Raw genomic sequence first — 17,337 nt, 5'->3', positions numbered from 1 at the left:
TGGACGCACCACTCGACATGACCCCGATCCCAACCCTTCCAAGGACTGAAGTCTCCGGACACGCCGGGGCGGTTCACGCCGCAGCCAGGAATACCCACAGGATCACGAACGCCCATCGGAGCGCGGTCACTGATTCGCCACCCGGACAGGCCAGGAGGTGGCCCCGCACACCATCGCCATGTTCACCTGCTCATCGTCGAGCACAACGCGTGCCCTTGTCCCAGAGTCGCGGCCACTGTCCATCAGCGCACGATGTCGCCGTCGGCCAGCGACCGCGCCTCTCGCCGCGCGCTCCCGGCCCGGTCGACGTCAAGCAGCGTGAGTCGGCCGTCCTGGTTGAGTCTGCTGCTCGCCGCCTCACTCAACCGCACGATCCACTCGGTGCTGTCGAAGGCGACGATGCTCACGTCCGGCGTTGACGCGTCGGGCCGTTCGGCACGCAGGCCGAGGATCTCGCAGTCGATGACCTGGTCGATCTGGCGCGCGAGCGCGCGAAGGGCCGCGTCTGTGAGCGCCAGACCACCCGGGTGGGCTCGCACGTCCTCCTCGAGCTGCAGCACGTCCACGCCTGACTCACGCTTCGCGATCGCCCGGATGTCCACCAGGTGCCACTCCAGGCTGGCGCCGTCCACGACGGCAAGGATCGCGTCGAGCGACACGAAGCCTCCGACCCCGTGCATCGGGATCCGGAACGTCGCGTCATCCACCGACGCGCCTCCCTGCCCTCCGTGCTTGACCGTCCCGCCACTCTGCCCGGTGGACCGGCAGCCCGCTAGGGGTCCATGATCGCGAGGAGCCGCCAGAGGGCTACCGCCTGAGACCCCAGGTCGGGGCGCTGCGGACGTGCCGCACGCCCAGGCCCGGCAACGGCGCCTGAGGGGAGTGATCCTGTACACGCGACTGGTGAGCGCTCGACGTGGCGCCGCGCAGACCCTGATCTTCCCCGCGTTCGGTCTGCTCGTCCTGCTTGCCACCCTGAGCGGTGTGCCCTGGGCGATCCAGCACCCGGATCTCGCCCGCACCTACATCGACCCCAGGGCCAAGGCGGTGTATCTGATCATTGCCGCGGCCGCCATCGTGGTCACGATCGTCTTCGTTGCCGTCCACATCGCGACCGGCCTCGGACTCCTTGCCAGCCTCTACGGGCGGCGCACCGCCCGCGGCACGACCGTCCTCGCCAGCCCCTGGGGCGTCGTCGGCTACCCGCGCCAACGCATCACCGTGCACCCAGGACGCATCACCGTTCGCCTCGTCGACGAGCCGCCCGCGTTCCAGTTCTACGCCTACGGCATCCAACGCCTGTACCTCACCCAGGACGACGCCACCCTGCACATCCTCAGCTACGTCAAGTACGACGGCGCCAGCCGAAGACGCCTCGTCGACTGGCTCACCAGCCAAGGCATCACACCCGACTTCGAAGGCGACGACGCCACCCTCCCCATCTACTAGGCAGCAAGCGCAGGCGAGTGGTCGCGCCTGACCAACGAGGCGCAGACGCACCCGGCACCGAGGCCCCACACGCGCGCGAGCGCGCCGTCGTCAGCCGAGCGGCTGCGCGCCGATCACCGAGAGCAGCTGCAGCTTCTCGTGGCTCTCCGTCCCGGGGACGGCCGTGTAGACCAGCAGCGAGTGCGCCGTCGCGGGGTCGGTGAGCGTCTGGCAGGTGAGCTCGAGGGCCCCGAGCTCACGGTGCCTGAGGTGCTTGACGTCGGCGGGCCGCACGCCGACCTCCTGCAGGTCCCAGATGGCGCGGAACTCCTCGCTCCGGGCCAGGAGGTCGTCGGCGAGCTCCGCGGCGCGTGACGGGCGCCCGCGCAGCGCCATCACCTCACGCAAGCCGGACACCCACAGCCGCGACAGGAACGGGTGCTCCTCGGCGGCGTAGAGCTGACGGCTCGCCAGGTCCGTGAACCAGCGGTAGCCGATGCTGCGGGCGGGCCCGGTGAGGCTCGCGGTGTCCCCGGTGAGCGCGACACCGAGCGGGGTCTGGCGCAGGGTCTCGCCGAGCTCGGTCACGATCTCGGCCGGCGTGTCCGCCAGACGGTCGAAGATGCGCAGCAGGCCGGGGCTGATGTGCTCGCTCGACGCCCCCTGAGCGGGCGGATGGTGCCCGGCCAGCCGGAACAGGTGGTCGCGCTCGGCGATCGACAGGTGCAGCCCTTGCGCGATCGAGGCGATCATCTGCTCCGACGGCTGCGGGCCGGTCCCCCGTTCGAGGCGCGCGTAGTAGTCGGTCGACATGTGGCAGAGCACCGCGACCTCCTCACGACGCAGACCGTCGGTCCGACGACGCCGCCCGCGCGGCAGGCCCACGTCCTCGGGTTGCAGCGCCTCGCGGCGGTGACGCAGGAACTGCGCGACCCCTGGTCGGTCGATCGTCATGTGCGCCCCTCACCTCGTGCAGACCGTTCTACAGCGAGGCCTCCTCGGTAGCCACTGACTGACAGGCCCTGGATGCCGGTCGCCATCGGCGCGAGGGTCGTGGCACCACCACACCAGGAGAACCCCCATGGCGCGCAGACCCATCGACATCACCGTCCCCAGCCTGACCGGCACCCGGGCCGTCCTGACCGGCGGGAGCGACGGCATCGGGCTCCGCATCGCCACCCGGCTCGCCGCCGCGGGCGCCCATCTCGTGCTCCCCGTCCGCAACCCACGCAAGGGCGAGGCAGCCGTCGCGTCGATCCGTCAGGCTGTGCCGACGGCAGCCGTGTCTCTGCACCAGATGGACCTCGCGTCCCTCGAGTCCGTCGCGGCCTTCGGCGACGCGCTGCGCGGCGAGGGCGACCCCGTCCACCTGCTCATCAACAACGCCGGAGTGATGACCCCACCGGACCGCCAGACCACCGTCGACGGGTTCGAGCTCCAGCTCGGCACCAACCACCTGGGCCACGTCGCCCTGGTCTCGCACTTGCTGCCCCTGCTCCGGGCTGGCCGCGCCCACGTCACGACGCAGGTGAGCATGGCGGCCAACCGGGGCGCCATCAACTGGGACGACCTCAACTGGGAACGCTCGTACGACGGCATGGGCGCCTACTCCCAGTCGAAGATCGCGCTGGGCCTGTTCGCCCTCGAGCTGGGACGGCACAGCGACGCCCACGCGTGGGGCATCACGAGCAACCTGTCCCACCCTGGCGTCGCCCCCACGAGCCTGCTCTCGGCCCGCGCAGAGCTGGGACGCACGGGGGACACCAGGGGCGTGCGGGTCATCCGTTGGCTGTCCGCACGCGGCATCCTCGCCGGAACCCCGGAGAGCGCTGCCCTCCCCGCGCTCTACGCGGCGACTTCGCCCGAGGCGCAGGGCGGGCGGCTCTACGGCCCCAAGGGCCCCGGCCACCTGGGCGGCGCACCCGCCGAGCAGTCGCTCTACTCCCGCCTCCGCAACAGGGACGAGGCCCGCCGGGTGTGGCAGGTGTCCCAGGAGCTGACGGCGGCACCGTTCCCGGTCCGCTGACGCCGACGCCGGTCACTGCTCGGCGGTCGCAGCCCCGGACGCCAGTACACGCATGCGCAACGGGCCGCTGAGGACCGTTCCCAAGATCACCAGGGCGATGACGAGCAAGATCCGTAGCTCGGGTCCGTCGGCAACACGGTCGATGCCCCAGAGCGCTGCGAACAGCAGCACGGTGACCACGATGCCCGCGGTCCACACAGCGGCGCCGCGTTGCCTGATGACGCGGCCCGCCGTGGTCAAGAACACCGAACCGACCATGCCGAGCAGCACGGCGACGAGCAGCTCGAGGAGGAAGAGCGGCTCACGCATCACGACACCAGCTTCCCTCGTAGGCGCGCTCTCTCATACGCTCGAACCCCGCGCGCCCAGGCGCTCGACGTACGGCCTGACGAGGTCCTCGACGGTCGGCCACACCTGGTCGATCGACGACCCGGACTCGATCATGCGTGACGCGGCGTTGAGGACGGCGTTGACCAGCTCGGCTGCGCGCGTCACGTCCCGCGCGCCGAGCGCGCCGAGGGCCGCGGTCAGGGGGCGCAGCAGGTCGTCGTGCATCACCTGAGTGCTCTTCATGACGGCGGTCGAGGGGCCCACGGTCGCGAGGGCCGTCGCGAGCGCGTGCTCCCCCTCGGCGACGAGCTCGAGGTTCGCCCGCAGGTAGGCGAGGACGCGTGCGCCGTCGTCGGGCGCCGCGTCCATCGCCCGGGCGACGGTCGCGGACCAGCGGGGGAACACGTCCTCGACCATGGCGCGCAGCAGGTCCTCGGCCGAGCGGAAGTACTGGTAGACGCTCGGGCGCGCCAGGCCGGCACGCTCCGCGAGGGCGGCGAACGTGGGCGGTCGGCCCGTCTCGGCGAGGAGCGCCCGTGCGGCGTCGAGCAGCGCACGTTCTTGCGCCGAGCGGTGCTCGGCGACGGTCGGGGCGCTGATGCGCGGCACGGGTCTCCTCACGACGAGCTCGCGGGCCACCAGGCCCGCGAGCGCCTTGCTCAGGCCGTCAGTCTTCCATCCTCCATCTCGACCACGCGGTCGCAGTGCTCGAGCACGTCGTGGTCGTGGGTGACCATGACCGTCGCGACGCCGTACTCGTGCGTCTCGGTGGCGAGGAGCTGCACGACCTCGTGGCTGCGCGCGCGGTCGAGCGCCGCCGTGGGCTCGTCCACGAGGAGCAGGGCGGGGGCCGTGACGAGCGCCCGGGCGATGCCCACGCGCTGGCGCTCACCACCGGACAGCTCGTGCGGCCTCCGGTCGGCCTTGTGCGCCATGCCCACCTGCCCGAGCAGCGTGCGCGGGTCGCGCCCGTCCCGGCCGACCCGCTCCCCCGCCACGTGCAGGGCGAACCGGAGCTGGTCGACGGCCGTCAGCGCCGGCAGCAGGTTGCCGGACTGGAAGACGAAGCCGATCCGCCTGCGGCGCAGGTCCGCGCGTCGGGCAGCGTTCAGGGCCGAGACGTCCACACCCGCGACGCGCACGACACCTGCCGTGGGCAGCCCGAGCGCGCCGGCCACGGCGAGCAGGCTCGACTTGCCGGCCCCGGACGGCCCGACGACCGCGAGGAGCTGGCCCGGCGGGACGGTGAGCGACACGTGGTCGAGGGCGGTGACCGTCGAGTCGCCGTCGCCGAGGGTCAGGGTGACGTCGTCGAGCTCGAGGCCCACGGTCGTCGTCGGGGTGGTGCCCGGGGCCTGCTGGGTGGTGCCGGTCATCGCTGTCCTCCGAGTGCGGTCAGGGGGTCGACGTGGGCGATGCGACCGACGGATGCCGCGGCGCCGAGGAGGCCGAGGCCGACGAGGAGCGCCGCGGCGACGGCCAGCGGGCCCGCCTCGAGCGCGAACGGCATGGGCGTCGACGTCATGAGGGCCCCGAACCCGACGCCCACGGCCATGCCGACGACGGTCGAGACGACGAGGACGACGGCGGCCTGGCCGAGCGCGTCCCGGACGAGGTAGCCGGTCGACGCCCCCATGGCCCGCGCGACGGCGATCTCGTGCTTGCGCTGGATGGTCCACACGGTGAAGAACGCACCGACGACGAGGGCCGAGATCGCGTAGAGGAAGAGCTGGATCAGGTTGAGGGTGAGGGTCTCGGCGGCGTAGCCGGGCGAGCCGTCGAACGACTCGTCGAGCGGGACCGTCATGGTCGCGGCGTCCGAGTCGCCCGCGGCCGTGTCGAGCTCCGCGCCGTCGGCGACGGACAGCGCGACGGCCGTGGCCTCGTCGTACGCCTCGGGCCGTACCTCGGTGCCCGGGAGCGCACCCGAGTGGATCTCCTGCCACGTCTCGAGCGGGACGTACGCGACGTCGACGTGGCCGAAGGTGTGCTGGCCGTCGAGCACGCCGACGATGGTCAGCTCGGTCCCGAGCCGCTCGATGGTCACGGTGTCGCCGACGCCCAGGCCGAGCTCGGTCACCGTGTCGCTCACGACGATGCCGGTCGCGTCGCCGAGCCCCTCACCGTCGGCCACGGCGTCGGGCGCAGGAGCCAGGAAGGAGTCGGGTTCGACGCCGAACAGCGCGAGGTCGACGGCCTCACCGTTCGCGCCCTCGGCGTTGACGAGCTGGTTGCCGAAGAGCGCGGCCTCGGCGACGCCGTCCTGCGCGGACCACGCAGCGAGCTGGTCGCGGTCGACGGTGCTGCGGGAGAACGCCGAGTCGACGGCCGTGCCGTCGTCGAACGCGAAGGCGGTGACCGGGAGCTTCTTGAGCCCCGAGACGCCGTCGTTGACGAGGCCGGACGAGAGCCCCGAGAGCATGACCACGAGGACGGCGACGAGGCCGACGACCGCCCCCATGAGACCGAACCGTGAACGCGCGAACCACAGCTCGCGCCAGGCCAAGAACATCCGCACTCCCTCCGGGCCGGCACGGCTTGCCGACGCACTGTCGGCAACTATACCGACGGTGCGTCAGGAAACGCGACCGTGGGAGGTCAGGCCGTTCTCGGACAGGTGTGGGACGCGCCCGGCTCAGGTGGCCGGCGCATCCTCCTCGCGCAGGCGCGGGGTGCTGCCGCGGCCCGGGCGCACGCCGCGCTTGTCCGCGTAGAACGCGCGGATCACGTCCATGTCCGCACCGACGTCACCCGTGAGCGTGATCGTCGGGCCCAGGCCCGTCGTGCGCGTGGGGCCGTCGATGAAGCCGAGCGTCACGGGCAGGCCCGTCGCGAGCGCGATGCGGTAGAAGCCGGACTTCCAGTGGTCCGTCTTGCGACGCGTGCCGTCGGGCGCGATGACGAGCGCGAAGCCCTTGCTCGACCGCGCCTCCTGCGCCAGGCGATCGACGAGCCCGCCGTTGACACCGCGCTCCGTCGGCAGCGCACCCAGCGCCCGCAGCAGCGGGCCGAGCGGCCACCAGAAGATCTCGCTCTTGACGAGCACCTTCGGCGACATGCCGTCGGACCACAGCACGAGGATCGTCAGGACGAAGTCCCAGTTCGACGTGTGCGGCGCACCGATGAAGATGCCGGTGCGCGGAAGCGTCCCGACCTTGCGCCACCCCACCGCGCGGAACGCCGTCCGCGCGAGCCACCGGCGGACCGGCATGCGGGGCCGCTCGACGGCGGAGCCGTCAGCGGCCACGACGCCGTCCGCCGCCGCTGCGGGACATCTCGACGGCACCGTCGCGACGGGCACCACCACCGGTCGACCGGCCACCGCCGGAGCCCGACGACTGGACCGGGAACTGGGAGATCGCACTACGGCCCTGGGCGCTGCGGCCCGAGCCCGCCGCGGCACCAGCGCCCGCGGACCCGCTACGACGCCGACGCCCGCCGGACGACGTCGTCGCCTCGCCGGAGAGACCCACGCGCTTGGGCGCCGTCGCGCCGCCACGCCCCTGACCGGGGTGCGCCGGGGCGCTCCCCGAGGCGCCGTGACCCGCGGCGGAGCCCGTCGAGCCGGTCGAGCGACCACGGCCGCGGCCCGAGCGGCCGTTGCCGCCACCGCTGCTGATCGAGACAGGGGGCGCCGTGGGGACCACGACGGGAGCGATCTCGCCGACGAGCGCCTCGAGCGCGCGCGCACCGGCCTGGACCGGCTGAGGACGCGCGTCGATCTTCGCGAGCCGCGTCAGCGTCCGCACGTCACCGGTCTGCTCCGGGAGCACGAGCGTCACGACGTCGCCACCCGACCCGGCACGCGCGGTGCGGCCCGAGCGGTGCAGGTACGCCTTGTGCTCGGCCGGCGGGTCCACGTGCACCACGAGCTCGACGTCGTCCACGTGGATGCCGCGCGCCGCGATGTCCGTCGCGACGAGCACGCGCACCCCACCGGTCGAGAACGCGTCGAGGTTGCGCTCACGCGCGTTCTGGCTGAGGTTGCCGTGCAGGTCCACGGCAGGGATGCCCGCGGCCGTGAGCTGCTTGGCGAGCTTCTTCGCCTGGTGCTTGGTGCGCGTGAACAGCAGCCGGCGCCCGACGCCCGAGGCGAGGTGGCGCACGACGGCGGCCTTGACCTCGGCGTCGGACACCGTGAACACGTGGTGCGTCATCGCGGCGACGGGCGTCTCGGCCGAGTCGACCGAGTGCGTGGAGGGACGGTGCATGAACTTCTGCACGATCTGGTCCACGCCGTTGTCGAGCGTCGCGGAGAACAGGAGCCGCTGGCCGCGTGCGGGCGTCGCGCCCATGATGCGGCGCACACCGGGCAGGAAGCCGAGGTCGGCCATGTGGTCCGCCTCGTCCAGGACCGTGATCTCGACGTCGTCGAGCGTCAGGACCTTCTGGCCGAGCAGGTCCTCGAGGCGGCCGGGACACGCGACGACGATGTCGACGCCCGCGCCGAGCGCGACCTCCTGGCGGTGCTGCGACACACCGCCGAAGATCGTCGTCACCGTGAGGCCCGCGGAGGCGGCGAGGGGCTCGAGCGTCGCCGCGATCTGGGTGGCGAGCTCACGCGTCGGCGCGAGGACGAGGCCACGGGGGCGGCGGGGCCGACGCGTGCCACCCGCGAGACGGGCGACCATCGGCAGGGAGAAGGCGAGGGTCTTGCCGGAGCCGGTGCGGCCGCGGCCGAGCACGTCGCGCCCGGCGAGCGTGTCAGGCAGCGAGGCCGACTGGATGGGGAACGGCTCGGTGATTCCGCGCTCCGTGAGGGAGCGGACAAGGTTCTCGGGCACACCGAGGGAAGAGAAGCTGGGCACAGGGATCGCCTTTCCGGCGGGGTATCGGTCGGGGCTCGCGGCGGCTGCACGGGTGCTGGACCCGCCGGTGCTCCACGACGTAGGGCGCACAGGATGCGCGCACCTCGGGCAACAGTCTGCCCTACGAATCGATTCCCGTCCCGCTCCGTCCACCGGAGCGACCACCAGGGCACCCCCCACGACGACGCCGCGACGACCGCTCGGCGGCCCGCGGGCGCGACCCCTCACATGCGGCCTCCCGCTGCCGATCATGCAGTGCGGGGGTGAACTCCCGCTGCACCGGGGAGGAAGCCGTGGCCCAGCCGATGACCGTGCTCGCACTCGTGCGCAGCACCGGCGGCTTCTACCACGGCGCACTGCTCGACGGCCTCGCCCGCGAGGTCGCCGCCGCCGACGGCCGGCTCGTCGTCCTCGTGACCCTCGACCCCGGCGACCGGCCCGACAAGGCCGAGCACTTCCCCGCCATCGAGGTCCCCGTCGCGTGGGACCACGCCGACGGCGTCGTGACCGTCTCCCTCGCAGCCCCCGCGGCCTACCTCGAGCGCCTGCGCGCCGAGGGCAAGCCCGTGATCCTCTCGAGCATCCGCGTCGACGGCTTCGAGGCGCCCGTCGCCCTGCCCAACAACCACGAGGGCACGTTCGCCGCCGTCGAGCACCTCATCGCGCACGGCCACCGCCGCATCGGGTTCGTCGGAACCCTCAACCAGAGCGACATGCAGGAGCGGTACGCCGCCTACCTCGAGGCGCTCGACGTGCACGGCCTCGAGTCCGGCCCGCACCTCCTCTTCCGCGCCGAGAACTCGAGCGAGGAGGGCGGCGCCTCCGCGGCGGCCGAGCTCCTCAGCCGCAAGGACCGCCCCACGGCCGTCATGGTCGCCACCGACCGCAACGCGTTCGGCCTCCTCGACGCCCTGCACCGCGCGGGCCTGCAGGTCCCCGAGGAGCTCGCCGTCGTCGGGTTCGACAACGTCGAGGCGGGCGCCTTCCGCACGCCGAGCCTGTCGAGCGTCAACCAGCGCTTCGACGAGGTCGGCGCGCTCGCGGGGCGCCTCGTCGTCGCGTCGGTGCGCGGCGAGCCGGTCCCCGCGATCCCGCACTCCTCGCCGGGGATCGTCGTGGCCGCGCGCGGCTCGTGCGGGTGCACCGCCGGCCTCTTCGGCAGCTCCGACCACCGCCCCGTCCGCGGCACCGACCTGAGCCTCGACGTCGTCCGCGAGGAGCTCACGGACCTCCTGCGCAGCACGCTCCTCGTGGGCCACGGACCCGAGGCCGACGGGCCTGTGCTCGCCGCCGTCGCCGAGGTCGACCGCCTCCTGAAGCCCGACGTGGACCCCTCGGCCGACGACGTGCAGGGCCTCATCACGACGCTGCACCGCATGGCCCCGCGACCCGAGATGCTCCACCGCGTCGCGAGCGCCCTGCACGAGTACGTGCAGCGCTGCACCGTGTGGGGGGCGTCCGTCGACGGGGACGCCTCGCCCGGCGCCGCACGCGTCGCCGCCGCCCTGTGGCAGCTCCAGGCCGGCGCCTACCTGCGGCGCTCCCAGTCCCTCGACGCCAAGCTCGAGCAGCAGTTCGGGGTCGACGTCGCGCTCCTCGACTCACGCTCGGGCGACCCGCGGTCGCTGCACTGGCTCCGCTCGACCGACGTGCGCGCCGCGACCCTCGCCCTGTGGGACGACGAGGAGCACACCCGGCTGCGCGTCGTCGGCTCCCACGGCCCCGCCGGGCTCGCCGACCCGATCGGCAGCGTCGTCCCCGTCCGCTCCTTCCCGACCTCGCAGCTCATCGGCGCCGCCGACGCCCGCCGGCGCGAGGTGTGCCTGGTCGTGCCGGTCCGCACGAGCACGCGCGACTGGGGCATGTTCGCCGGCGTCGTCGAGATCGACACCACGTCGGCGCGCGACACCTTCCGGCACTGGGCGGCCCTGCTGTGCGCGACCTTCGAGGGCGCCGAGCTCCAGGCCACCGTGCGCGCGAGCGAGGAGCGGTACGCCGCGGCGTCACGTGCCGCGAACGACGGGCTGTGGGAGTGGGACCTCGCGAGCGACCGCGTGTTCCTCTCGGACCGCTGCCGCGACCTCCTCGGGCTCGAGGCGAGCCTCGTGACCGACGCCGACGTCTGGTCCCGCGTCCACCCCGACGACGTGGGCCTCGTCCGCGACGTCATGTCCCAGGCGATGTCCGTGCGCGACGAGTCCATCGAGGCGGAGTTCCGCGTGGCCGTGCCTGACCGCGCACCGCGCTGGCTCCTGCTGCGGGGCCTGGGCGTCGGCAGCGGCTCCGGGCCGGTCCAGCGCCTCGTCGGCTCGCTCTCGGACATCCACCCGCGCAAGGAGCTCGAGGACCAGCTCAGGCAGGGCGCGCTCTACGACACGGTGACGGGACTGCCCAACCGGCGGCTCTTCCTCGAGCGCCTCGGCGTCGCGGTCCGTCGCCCGCAGCGCCGCCGGTCGGCCGGGTTCGCCGTGATCTTCCTCGACCTCGACGGGTTCAAGCTCGTCAACGACTCCCTCGGCCACCTCATGGGCGACGAGCTCCTCAAGGTCGTCGCCGACCGCCTGCGCAGCGACCTGCGGGCCGTGGACACGGCCGCACGGTTCGGCGGCGACGAGTTCGCGGTGCTCCTGACCGACCCGGCGCCCGACGAGGTCCTCGCGATCGCGCACCGCATCCAGGAGAGCATCACGGCCCCCGTGCTGCTCGGCGGCGACGAGGTGTCCGTCACGGCGTCCGTCGGCATCGCGACGTCGGGCACGCCCTACACGGACCCGGAGGACGTCCTGCGGGACGCGGACATCGCGATGTACCACGCCAAGGCGAACGAGCGCGGCTCGGCGTCCGTGTTCGACCCCGAGATGCACGCGCGCGCGACCCGGCGCCTGCGCGCCCGCGGCGAGCTCCGCACCGCCCTCGCCGAGCAGCAGTTCGTGGTGCACTACCAGCCGATCGTCGACCTCGACGGCGCGGGCCTCGCCCACTTCGAGGCGCTCGTGCGGTGGGAGCACCCCGAGCGCGGGCTCCTGCCGCCCGCCGAGTTCCTGCCCGCGATGGAGGACGACGCGTCGATCGTCGCCCTCGGGCACTGGGTCCTCGACGAGGTGTGCCGCCAGATCGCGGCGTGGCAGGCCGCCCACGCGCGCCCCGCGACCGTGTCCGTCAACGTGTCCCACCGTGAGTTCTGGGCCAGCGACCTCCTGTCCACGGTGCACACGTCGCTGACCCGCCACGGCGTCCACGCCAGCAGCCTCGTGCTCGAGATCACCGAGTCGGTCATGATGTCCGACCCCGACGCCGCCCGGGCGATCATGGACTCGTTGCACGCGAGCGGCCTGCGCCTGCACGTCGACGACTTCGGCACCGGGCAGTCCTCGCTGCACGCCCTGCGCACGTTCCCCGTCGACGCGCTCAAGATCGACGGCTCGTTCATCCGTGAGCTCGGCGACGTCCAGCAGACCACCGACCTCGTCCGGATCATCCTCGACATGGGGCGCGTGCTCGGCATGGACGTGGTCGCCGAGTGCGTCGAGACCCCCGCCCAGGCCGAGCGCCTGCACACCATGGGCTGCGTCAACGTGCAGGGCTGGCTCTACGCCAAGGCCCTGCCGGGCGCCGACGCCGGCCTGCTCCTCGGGGCCCCGTTCGCACGACGCCCGGACCCGGAACGCGTGGGCTGAAGCCGCGGGGCCGGGTGGCCGGCGGCCTCACCACGCGTCAGGCCCGCGGAGCGCGTCTGAACCGCGGACCGGTGGGACGACCGCAGCACCGCGCGGCCCGAGCAGCAGCCCGCGGGCGGCCGCACCTGAGAGCATGACCGGCGTGGACCAGCTCTGGGAACGACTGACCGGCACGCAACCCCTGCCCTCGACGGCGGTGGTCCTGGCGTGCGCGGCGATCGCGCTCACCCTGGTCCTGCTGCCGGGTGTGTGGCCCCTGACCAGGCATGTCGTGACGGTCGCGCACGAGGGCGGTCACGCCGTCGCCGCCGTGCTCAGCGGCCGCCGGCTGACCGGCATCCGGCTGCACTCCGACACGTCGGGGCTGACGCTCTCCCGGGGCCGGCCCCGCGGCATCGGGATGGTCGTGACGCTGCTGGCGGGGTACACGGGCCCCGCCGTCCTGGGGCTGGGCTGCGCCGTCCTCCTCGCGCAGGGCCGCGCCGTCGCGCTCCTGTGGGGCCTCCTCCTGCTCCTCGCCCTGCTGCTCCTGCAGATCAGGAACCTCTTCGGCCTGTGGGTCGTGCTCGTGTGCGGGCTCGCGCTCGTCGCCGTGACCTCGTGGGCGCCGCAGTCGGCACAGTCCGCCGTCGCCTGGACGCTCACCTGGTTCCTGCTCTTCGCGGCGCCGCGCACGGTCGTCGAGCTCGGGCGCTCACGCCGCGGTGGTGCGGGTCGCACGTCGGACGCCGACCAGCTCGGGCGCCTCACGCACCTGCCGGGGGGTCTGTGGGTCGTGGTCTTCGGCATCCTCACGCTCGCGGCCGTGGGCGCGGGTGCGGCGCTGCTGGTGCCCGACGTCGTCGCAGCCGTCGTGGCCGCGCGTCCCTGACAGGTTTCCGCGACTCGCCGCCCTGACCGGCCGCCCTGACCGCCGCAGCGCTCAGGGAGGACCTTGTGCCCTGGACGAAGATCGACAGGTGGCCCAGGTTGGGTCCATGAGCACCGTGGTCGTGTACGAGTCGATGTACGGAAGCACCAAGGCGATCGCCGAGGCGGTCGCGGACGGGCTGGCAGCGCACGGGCCGGTCCGGCTCGCAGAGGTGAGCGCCCTCGCCGCGACACCCGGCAGCAAGCAGCTCCCGGCCGACGTCGACCTCGTCGTCCTCGGCGGTCCCACGCACGCGTTCAGCATGAGCCGTGCGAGCACGCGCCAGGACGCCGTCAAGGACTCCCCCAACGGCGCCGTGATCTCCGCCGGCAAGGGCCTGCGCGAGTGGATCGAGGCCCTGCGGCTGCCCACGGGCGGGCTGCAGTTCGCGGCCTTCGACACCAAGGTCGTCAAGCCGAACCTGCCGGGCTCCGCCGCGAAGGCCGCGGACAAGGCGATGCGCGCGCTCGGCGGCCGGCCCATCGCCAAGCCCCGCACGTTCAAGGTGCACGGCAAGGCCGACGGCCTCGTGGACGGTGAGGTCGAGGCGGCCCGCGCGTGGGGCCGGGAGCTCGGCGCCGCGCACGTGCGGGTCTGACGGGGACACGGCCCGGCCTGACGCTCTGACAGTCTTGTGCCGAGCGGCCCCGACGGGGCCACCGGACGAGGAGCACGCGTGCGCAGTCAGATCTTCGGCAGCAACATGGAGGCGGCCACGACGGACCGCTTCGCCCTCCAGAACCACAAGATGCTTCGCGTCCGCCTCGACGGCGAGGTCATGGCGCGGCAGGGCTCCATGGTCGCCTACCAGGGTCAGATGGACTTCGCGTACCAGGGTGCGGGCGGCGTCGGGAAGCTCCTGAAGAAGGCGTTCACGGGCGAGGGCGTGCCGCTCATGCGCGTCACCGGGCGCGGCGACCTGTTCCTCGCGGAGGACGCCTCAGAGATCCACCTGATCACGCTCGAGGGCGACTCCGTCACGGTCAACGGCCGCAACGTGCTCGCGTTCGACCCGTCCCTGCAGTGGGACATCCGGCGCGTCGAGGGTGCGTCGATGATGGCCGGCGGGCTCTTCAACACGGTGTTCACGGGTCACGGCGTCCTCGCGGTCATGTCCTACGGGCCGCCCGTCGTCCTCAACGTCGACGCCCCGACGTACGCCGACGCCCAGTCGGCGATCGCGTGGTCCACGACCCTGCAGACGAGCGTGAAGACGTCGTTCTCCGCCGGGTCGCTCATCGGGCGCGGCTCGGGCGAGGCCTTCCAGCTCGCGTTCGCCGGCCAGGGCTTCGTCATCATCCAGGCCAGCGAGGGCAAGCCGGTGGCGCAGCAGAGCAGCTGACGTGGTCGGGGCCCGCTGCCCGGCCCGCCCACGCGGCGGACGCCGGGCAGCCGGGCTCTCTCCACCGGCTGACGCCCGCCGCCAGGTAGGTCTCCGCCGCCCGGCGACTCGCTGAGCGTGGAGCCCCGGCTCAGGCCGCGAGCGCGTCGACGAGGCGTGCGACGCTCGACGCGAGGCCCCACCGGGTCGAGAGCTCGACGAGGCGGTCGGGCTGCGCGGGTGTCCGCGGCAGGGCGTCGTCGGCCTCGGCGACGGGTGCGTCGAGCGCGACCCGCACGACGCCCGGGGCGACGGCCAGGTAGGGCAACGCCTCGGTCAGGCGCCTGCGCTGCGCGGGCGTGAACGAGGCGTCCCCCGCGTCGAGGGCGCGCAGCACGCCGTCGAGGTCGCCGAAGCGTCGCAGGAGCGCGGCGCCCGTCTTCTCACCGATGCCCGCGACGCCCGGGAGGCCGTCACTCGCGTCGCCACGCAGCACCGCGAGGTCGGCGTACGCGGACCCGCCGCGCACGTCGTACTTCTCGGCCAGCCGGGCCTCGTCGATGGTGTCGAGGTCACCGATGCCGCGCGCCGTGTACAGGACGCGCACACCGGCGGCGTCGTCCACGAGCTGGAAGAGGTCGCGGTCGCCGGTGACGATCTCGACCGGCCGCCGCTCACCAGCCGGGCGCGCGGTCTCCCGCGCCGTGAGGGTCCCGATGACGTCGTCGGCCTCGAAGCCGGGAGCGCCCACGCGTGCGATGCCGAACGCCTCGAGCACCTCGACGATCACCGGGATCTGCGTCGCGAGCGCGTCGGGAACCTCCTCGCCGCCGTCGGCCGCCAGACGGTGCGCCTTGTAGCTGGGGATCGCGTCGACGCGGAAGGCAGGCCGCCAGTCGTCGTCCCAGCACGCGACCAGCCGCTCCGGGCGCCGGGCCGTCACGAGGCGCGCGGTCATGTCGAGCAGCCCGCGGATCGCGTTCACCGGCGTCCCGTCGGGCGCCCGGACGGAGTCGGGCACCCCGAAGAACGCGCGGAAGTACAGCGAGGCGGTGTCGAGCAGCAGCAGCGGGCGCGGGGCTGTCATGACCTCACGCTAGGGGATACGTACGACGCCGGATCCTCCCGGTGGTAGCATCGCCGCATGACGATGCCAACGCTTGATGCCGATGAGTCGGTCGAGGTCGACCTCGGCACGGCCGCAGCCCTGTTCCGCAGCCTGGGCGACCAGACCCGCCTGACGATCCTGCGCCACCTCGCGCTCGGCGAGCACAAGGTCGTCGAGCTCACCGCGCACCTGGGCCTCGCCCAGTCCACCGTCTCCGCGCACCTCGCGTGCCTGCGGGACTGCGGCCTCGTGGCGTCCCGGCCCGAGGGGCGCGCCTCGCTCTGGTCGCTCGCCGCACCCGACGAGCTCCTCGCCGTGCTGGCCTCCGCAGAGACGCTGCTCGCAGCGACCGGCGAGGCCGTCGACCTGTGCCCCACCTACGGGACCGCCGCCACGGGAGCCGACCGATGAGCGCCACGGGCTCCGCCAAGGTGCACGCCACGGCCGTCACCGACCCCGCCGAGCGCGCACGGCTCGGCCGCCGGGCACGGATCCTCGCCGGGACCTCGGTCGCCTACAACGGCGTCGAGGCGGTCGTCGCCGTCGCCGCCGGCCTCGTGGCCGGCTCCGCCGCACTCGTGGGGTTCGGCCTCGACTCCGTCGTCGAGGTGTCCAGCGGCCTCATCGTGCTCTGGCAGTTCCGGCACACCATGCCCGAGTCGCGCGAGCGCCGGGCGCTGCGGCTCATGGCGTTCTCGTTCTTCGCGCTCGCCGCCTACGTGACCTACGACTCGGTGCACGCGCTCCTGGTGCCCGGCGCCGAGCCCGAGCCGTCACCCGTGGGCATCGGCCTCGCCGTCGTCTCCCTGATGCTCATGCCGTTCCTGTCCTGGGCACAGCGCCGCACGGGACGCGCCCTCGGCTCCCACGCCGTGGTCGCCGACTCGACCCAGACCCTCCTGTGCACGTACCTCTCGGCCGTGCTCCTCGTGGGCCTCGTGCTCAACGCCGCGCTCGGCTGGGGCTGGGCCGACCCGGTGGCCGGCCTCGTCATCGCCGCCGTCGCGTTCCGCGAGGGTCTCGAGGCGTGGCGCGGCGAGCAGTGCACGTGCCACACCGCAGGCACCGACGACGACGCCGAGCACCCCGCGGACACGCACGCGCACGACTGACGGGCACGCGCGACTGACGGGCACGCACGACGACGGGGCACGCGTGAACGAGGCGCGCCCGCCGTCGGCCAGTCCCTCAGCTGTGCACGCGGGCCGGGCGGCCCGTCGCGTCCTCGATCTGCTCCTCCGCCGTGTCGATCAACCGGTCCGCGAGGTGGCGCAGGGCCCGCGCGACGGCGACCTCGTCGCCGATGACCGGCTCCGACGCGTCGTGCGGGTTCTTGCGCGCGTGACCCACGGCGCCCACGGGCTCCGGCCCGGCGACGAGCACGGCCTGCGCCGTCGTCTCCGGGCCCTCGTGCGTGAGGGTCAGCTGGATCCGCCACGTCGCAACCGTCGCCGGCGGGGCGGTCGCCGCGGCACCGGCGGGGCCTGCGCCACCCTCCGCGCCGTGCTCCACGTGCGCGTCCGGGCCCGGGAAGACGAGCGTCTCCTCACCCGTGTCCGACCACCGCACCACGTACGGCGGGGAGCCGTCGTCGTGCCTCAGTGCGACGACCCGACCGTCGCGGACTGCCCCGTCCACCGTGCTCGAGGCCAGGACGTACCTGTCACCCACTGCCGCCTTCATCGCCGGCCTCCTTGGGAGTCGATGTCTCCATCATGCTCCGGGAGGG

At 73.3% G+C, this 17,337-nt stretch carries 18 protein-coding genes; 8 read left to right on the top strand and 10 right to left on the bottom strand.

What is annotated here, in order from left to right; genetic code table 11:
- Window positions 1-242: 242 nt before the first annotated feature.
- A complete protein-coding gene (locus FZ988_RS14085) occupies window positions 243-707 on the bottom strand; it encodes a hypothetical protein (RefSeq protein ID WP_149204650.1) in 465 nt (154 codons plus the stop codon).
- Between the two features lie 175 nt (window positions 708-882).
- On the opposite strand from FZ988_RS14085, the gene FZ988_RS14080 reads away from it, so the two are divergent.
- Complete coding sequence (locus FZ988_RS14080; protein ID WP_149204649.1) at window positions 883-1,449, top strand: hypothetical protein; 567 nt, start codon at window positions 883-885, stop codon at window positions 1,447-1,449.
- A gap of 90 nt (window positions 1,450-1,539) precedes the next feature.
- Here the strand turns inward: FZ988_RS14080 and FZ988_RS14075 are convergent, their stop codons facing one another.
- Window positions 1,540-2,382 carry a helix-turn-helix transcriptional regulator gene (locus FZ988_RS14075; RefSeq protein ID WP_149204648.1) on the bottom strand — a complete coding sequence of 281 codons (843 nt, stop codon included), beginning with the start codon at window positions 2,380-2,382 and terminating at the stop codon, window positions 1,540-1,542.
- Between the two features lie 127 nt (window positions 2,383-2,509).
- On the opposite strand from FZ988_RS14075, the gene FZ988_RS14070 reads away from it, so the two are divergent.
- Entirely contained in the window at window positions 2,510-3,454 is a 945-nt protein-coding gene (locus FZ988_RS14070; protein ID WP_149204647.1) for an SDR family oxidoreductase, read from the top strand.
- Between the two features lie 12 nt (window positions 3,455-3,466).
- Here the strand turns inward: FZ988_RS14070 and FZ988_RS14065 are convergent, their stop codons facing one another.
- The 6 genes from FZ988_RS14065 to FZ988_RS14040 all read right to left on the bottom strand — a co-directional run bounded on the left by FZ988_RS14065 (window position 3,467) and on the right by FZ988_RS14040 (window position 8,592).
- Window positions 3,467-3,763: a hypothetical protein gene (locus FZ988_RS14065; RefSeq protein ID WP_149204646.1), complete on the bottom strand. Its 297-nt coding sequence runs from the start codon at window positions 3,761-3,763 to the stop codon at window positions 3,467-3,469.
- Between the two features lie 33 nt (window positions 3,764-3,796).
- Entirely contained in the window at window positions 3,797-4,393 is a 597-nt protein-coding gene (locus FZ988_RS14060) for a TetR/AcrR family transcriptional regulator (protein WP_149204645.1), read from the bottom strand.
- A gap of 50 nt (window positions 4,394-4,443) precedes the next feature.
- Window positions 4,444-5,160, bottom strand: coding sequence for an ABC transporter ATP-binding protein (locus FZ988_RS14055; RefSeq protein ID WP_149204644.1), 717 nt, complete (start codon window positions 5,158-5,160; stop codon window positions 4,444-4,446).
- On the bottom strand, window positions 5,157-6,296 hold the full coding sequence (locus tag FZ988_RS14050) for an ABC transporter permease (protein ID WP_149204643.1): 1,140 nt from the start codon (window positions 6,294-6,296) through the stop codon (window positions 5,157-5,159). The genes FZ988_RS14055 and FZ988_RS14050 overlap by 4 nt, the downstream gene beginning before the upstream one ends.
- Window positions 6,297-6,419: 123 nt before the next feature.
- The gene (locus FZ988_RS14045; RefSeq protein WP_246169514.1) at window positions 6,420-7,031 is read right to left on the bottom strand and encodes a 1-acyl-sn-glycerol-3-phosphate acyltransferase; all 612 of its coding nucleotides are present in this window, start codon (window positions 7,029-7,031) and stop codon (window positions 6,420-6,422) included.
- On the bottom strand, window positions 7,021-8,592 hold the full coding sequence (locus FZ988_RS14040; RefSeq protein WP_246169513.1) for a DEAD/DEAH box helicase: 1,572 nt from the start codon (window positions 8,590-8,592) through the stop codon (window positions 7,021-7,023). The genes FZ988_RS14045 and FZ988_RS14040 overlap by 11 nt, the downstream gene beginning before the upstream one ends.
- Before the next feature lie 293 nt (window positions 8,593-8,885).
- On the opposite strand from FZ988_RS14040, the gene FZ988_RS14035 reads away from it, so the two are divergent.
- The 4 genes from FZ988_RS14035 to FZ988_RS14020 all read left to right on the top strand — a co-directional run bounded on the left by FZ988_RS14035 (window position 8,886) and on the right by FZ988_RS14020 (window position 14,521).
- Window positions 8,886-12,269, top strand: a complete 3,384-nt coding sequence (locus FZ988_RS14035) for an EAL domain-containing protein (RefSeq protein ID WP_149204641.1) — start codon at window positions 8,886-8,888, stop codon at window positions 12,267-12,269.
- Window positions 12,270-12,402: 133 nt separating this feature from the next.
- Complete coding sequence (locus FZ988_RS14030) at window positions 12,403-13,140, top strand: M50 family metallopeptidase (protein ID WP_149204640.1); 738 nt, start codon at window positions 12,403-12,405, stop codon at window positions 13,138-13,140.
- Window positions 13,141-13,246: 106 nt separating this feature from the next.
- Window positions 13,247-13,777 (top strand): flavodoxin family protein, encoded by a 531-nt coding sequence (locus tag FZ988_RS14025; RefSeq protein WP_149204639.1) that lies wholly within the window; start codon window positions 13,247-13,249, stop codon window positions 13,775-13,777.
- A 78-nt stretch (window positions 13,778-13,855) separates the two neighbouring features.
- The gene (locus FZ988_RS14020; RefSeq protein ID WP_223145140.1) at window positions 13,856-14,521 is read left to right on the top strand and encodes an AIM24 family protein; all 666 of its coding nucleotides are present in this window, start codon (window positions 13,856-13,858) and stop codon (window positions 14,519-14,521) included.
- A gap of 130 nt (window positions 14,522-14,651) precedes the next feature.
- Here FZ988_RS14020 and FZ988_RS14015 read toward each other — a convergent pair whose 3' ends face one another.
- Complete coding sequence (locus FZ988_RS14015) at window positions 14,652-15,587, bottom strand: 5'-3' exonuclease (protein WP_149204638.1); 936 nt, start codon at window positions 15,585-15,587, stop codon at window positions 14,652-14,654.
- Between the two features lie 57 nt (window positions 15,588-15,644).
- On the opposite strand from FZ988_RS14015, the gene FZ988_RS14010 reads away from it, so the two are divergent.
- The gene (locus FZ988_RS14010; protein WP_149204637.1) at window positions 15,645-16,019 is read left to right on the top strand and encodes an ArsR/SmtB family transcription factor; all 375 of its coding nucleotides are present in this window, start codon (window positions 15,645-15,647) and stop codon (window positions 16,017-16,019) included.
- Complete coding sequence (locus tag FZ988_RS14005; RefSeq protein WP_149204636.1) at window positions 16,016-16,720, top strand: cation diffusion facilitator family transporter; 705 nt, start codon at window positions 16,016-16,018, stop codon at window positions 16,718-16,720. The genes FZ988_RS14010 and FZ988_RS14005 overlap by 4 nt, the downstream gene beginning before the upstream one ends.
- 76 nt (window positions 16,721-16,796) lie before the next feature.
- Here the strand turns inward: FZ988_RS14005 and FZ988_RS14000 are convergent, their stop codons facing one another.
- Complete coding sequence (locus tag FZ988_RS14000; protein WP_149204635.1) at window positions 16,797-17,291, bottom strand: dsRBD fold-containing protein; 495 nt, start codon at window positions 17,289-17,291, stop codon at window positions 16,797-16,799.
- Between the last annotated feature and the right edge of the window lie 46 nt (window positions 17,292-17,337).

The sequence above is a fragment of the Actinotalea subterranea genome (assembly GCF_008364845.1).
GTDB classification, from domain to species: Bacteria; Actinomycetota; Actinomycetes; order Actinomycetales; family Cellulomonadaceae; genus Actinotalea; species Actinotalea subterranea.
Note: the sequence above shows the minus strand (reverse complement) of the source record. Positions and strands in the feature narration are given on the sequence as shown.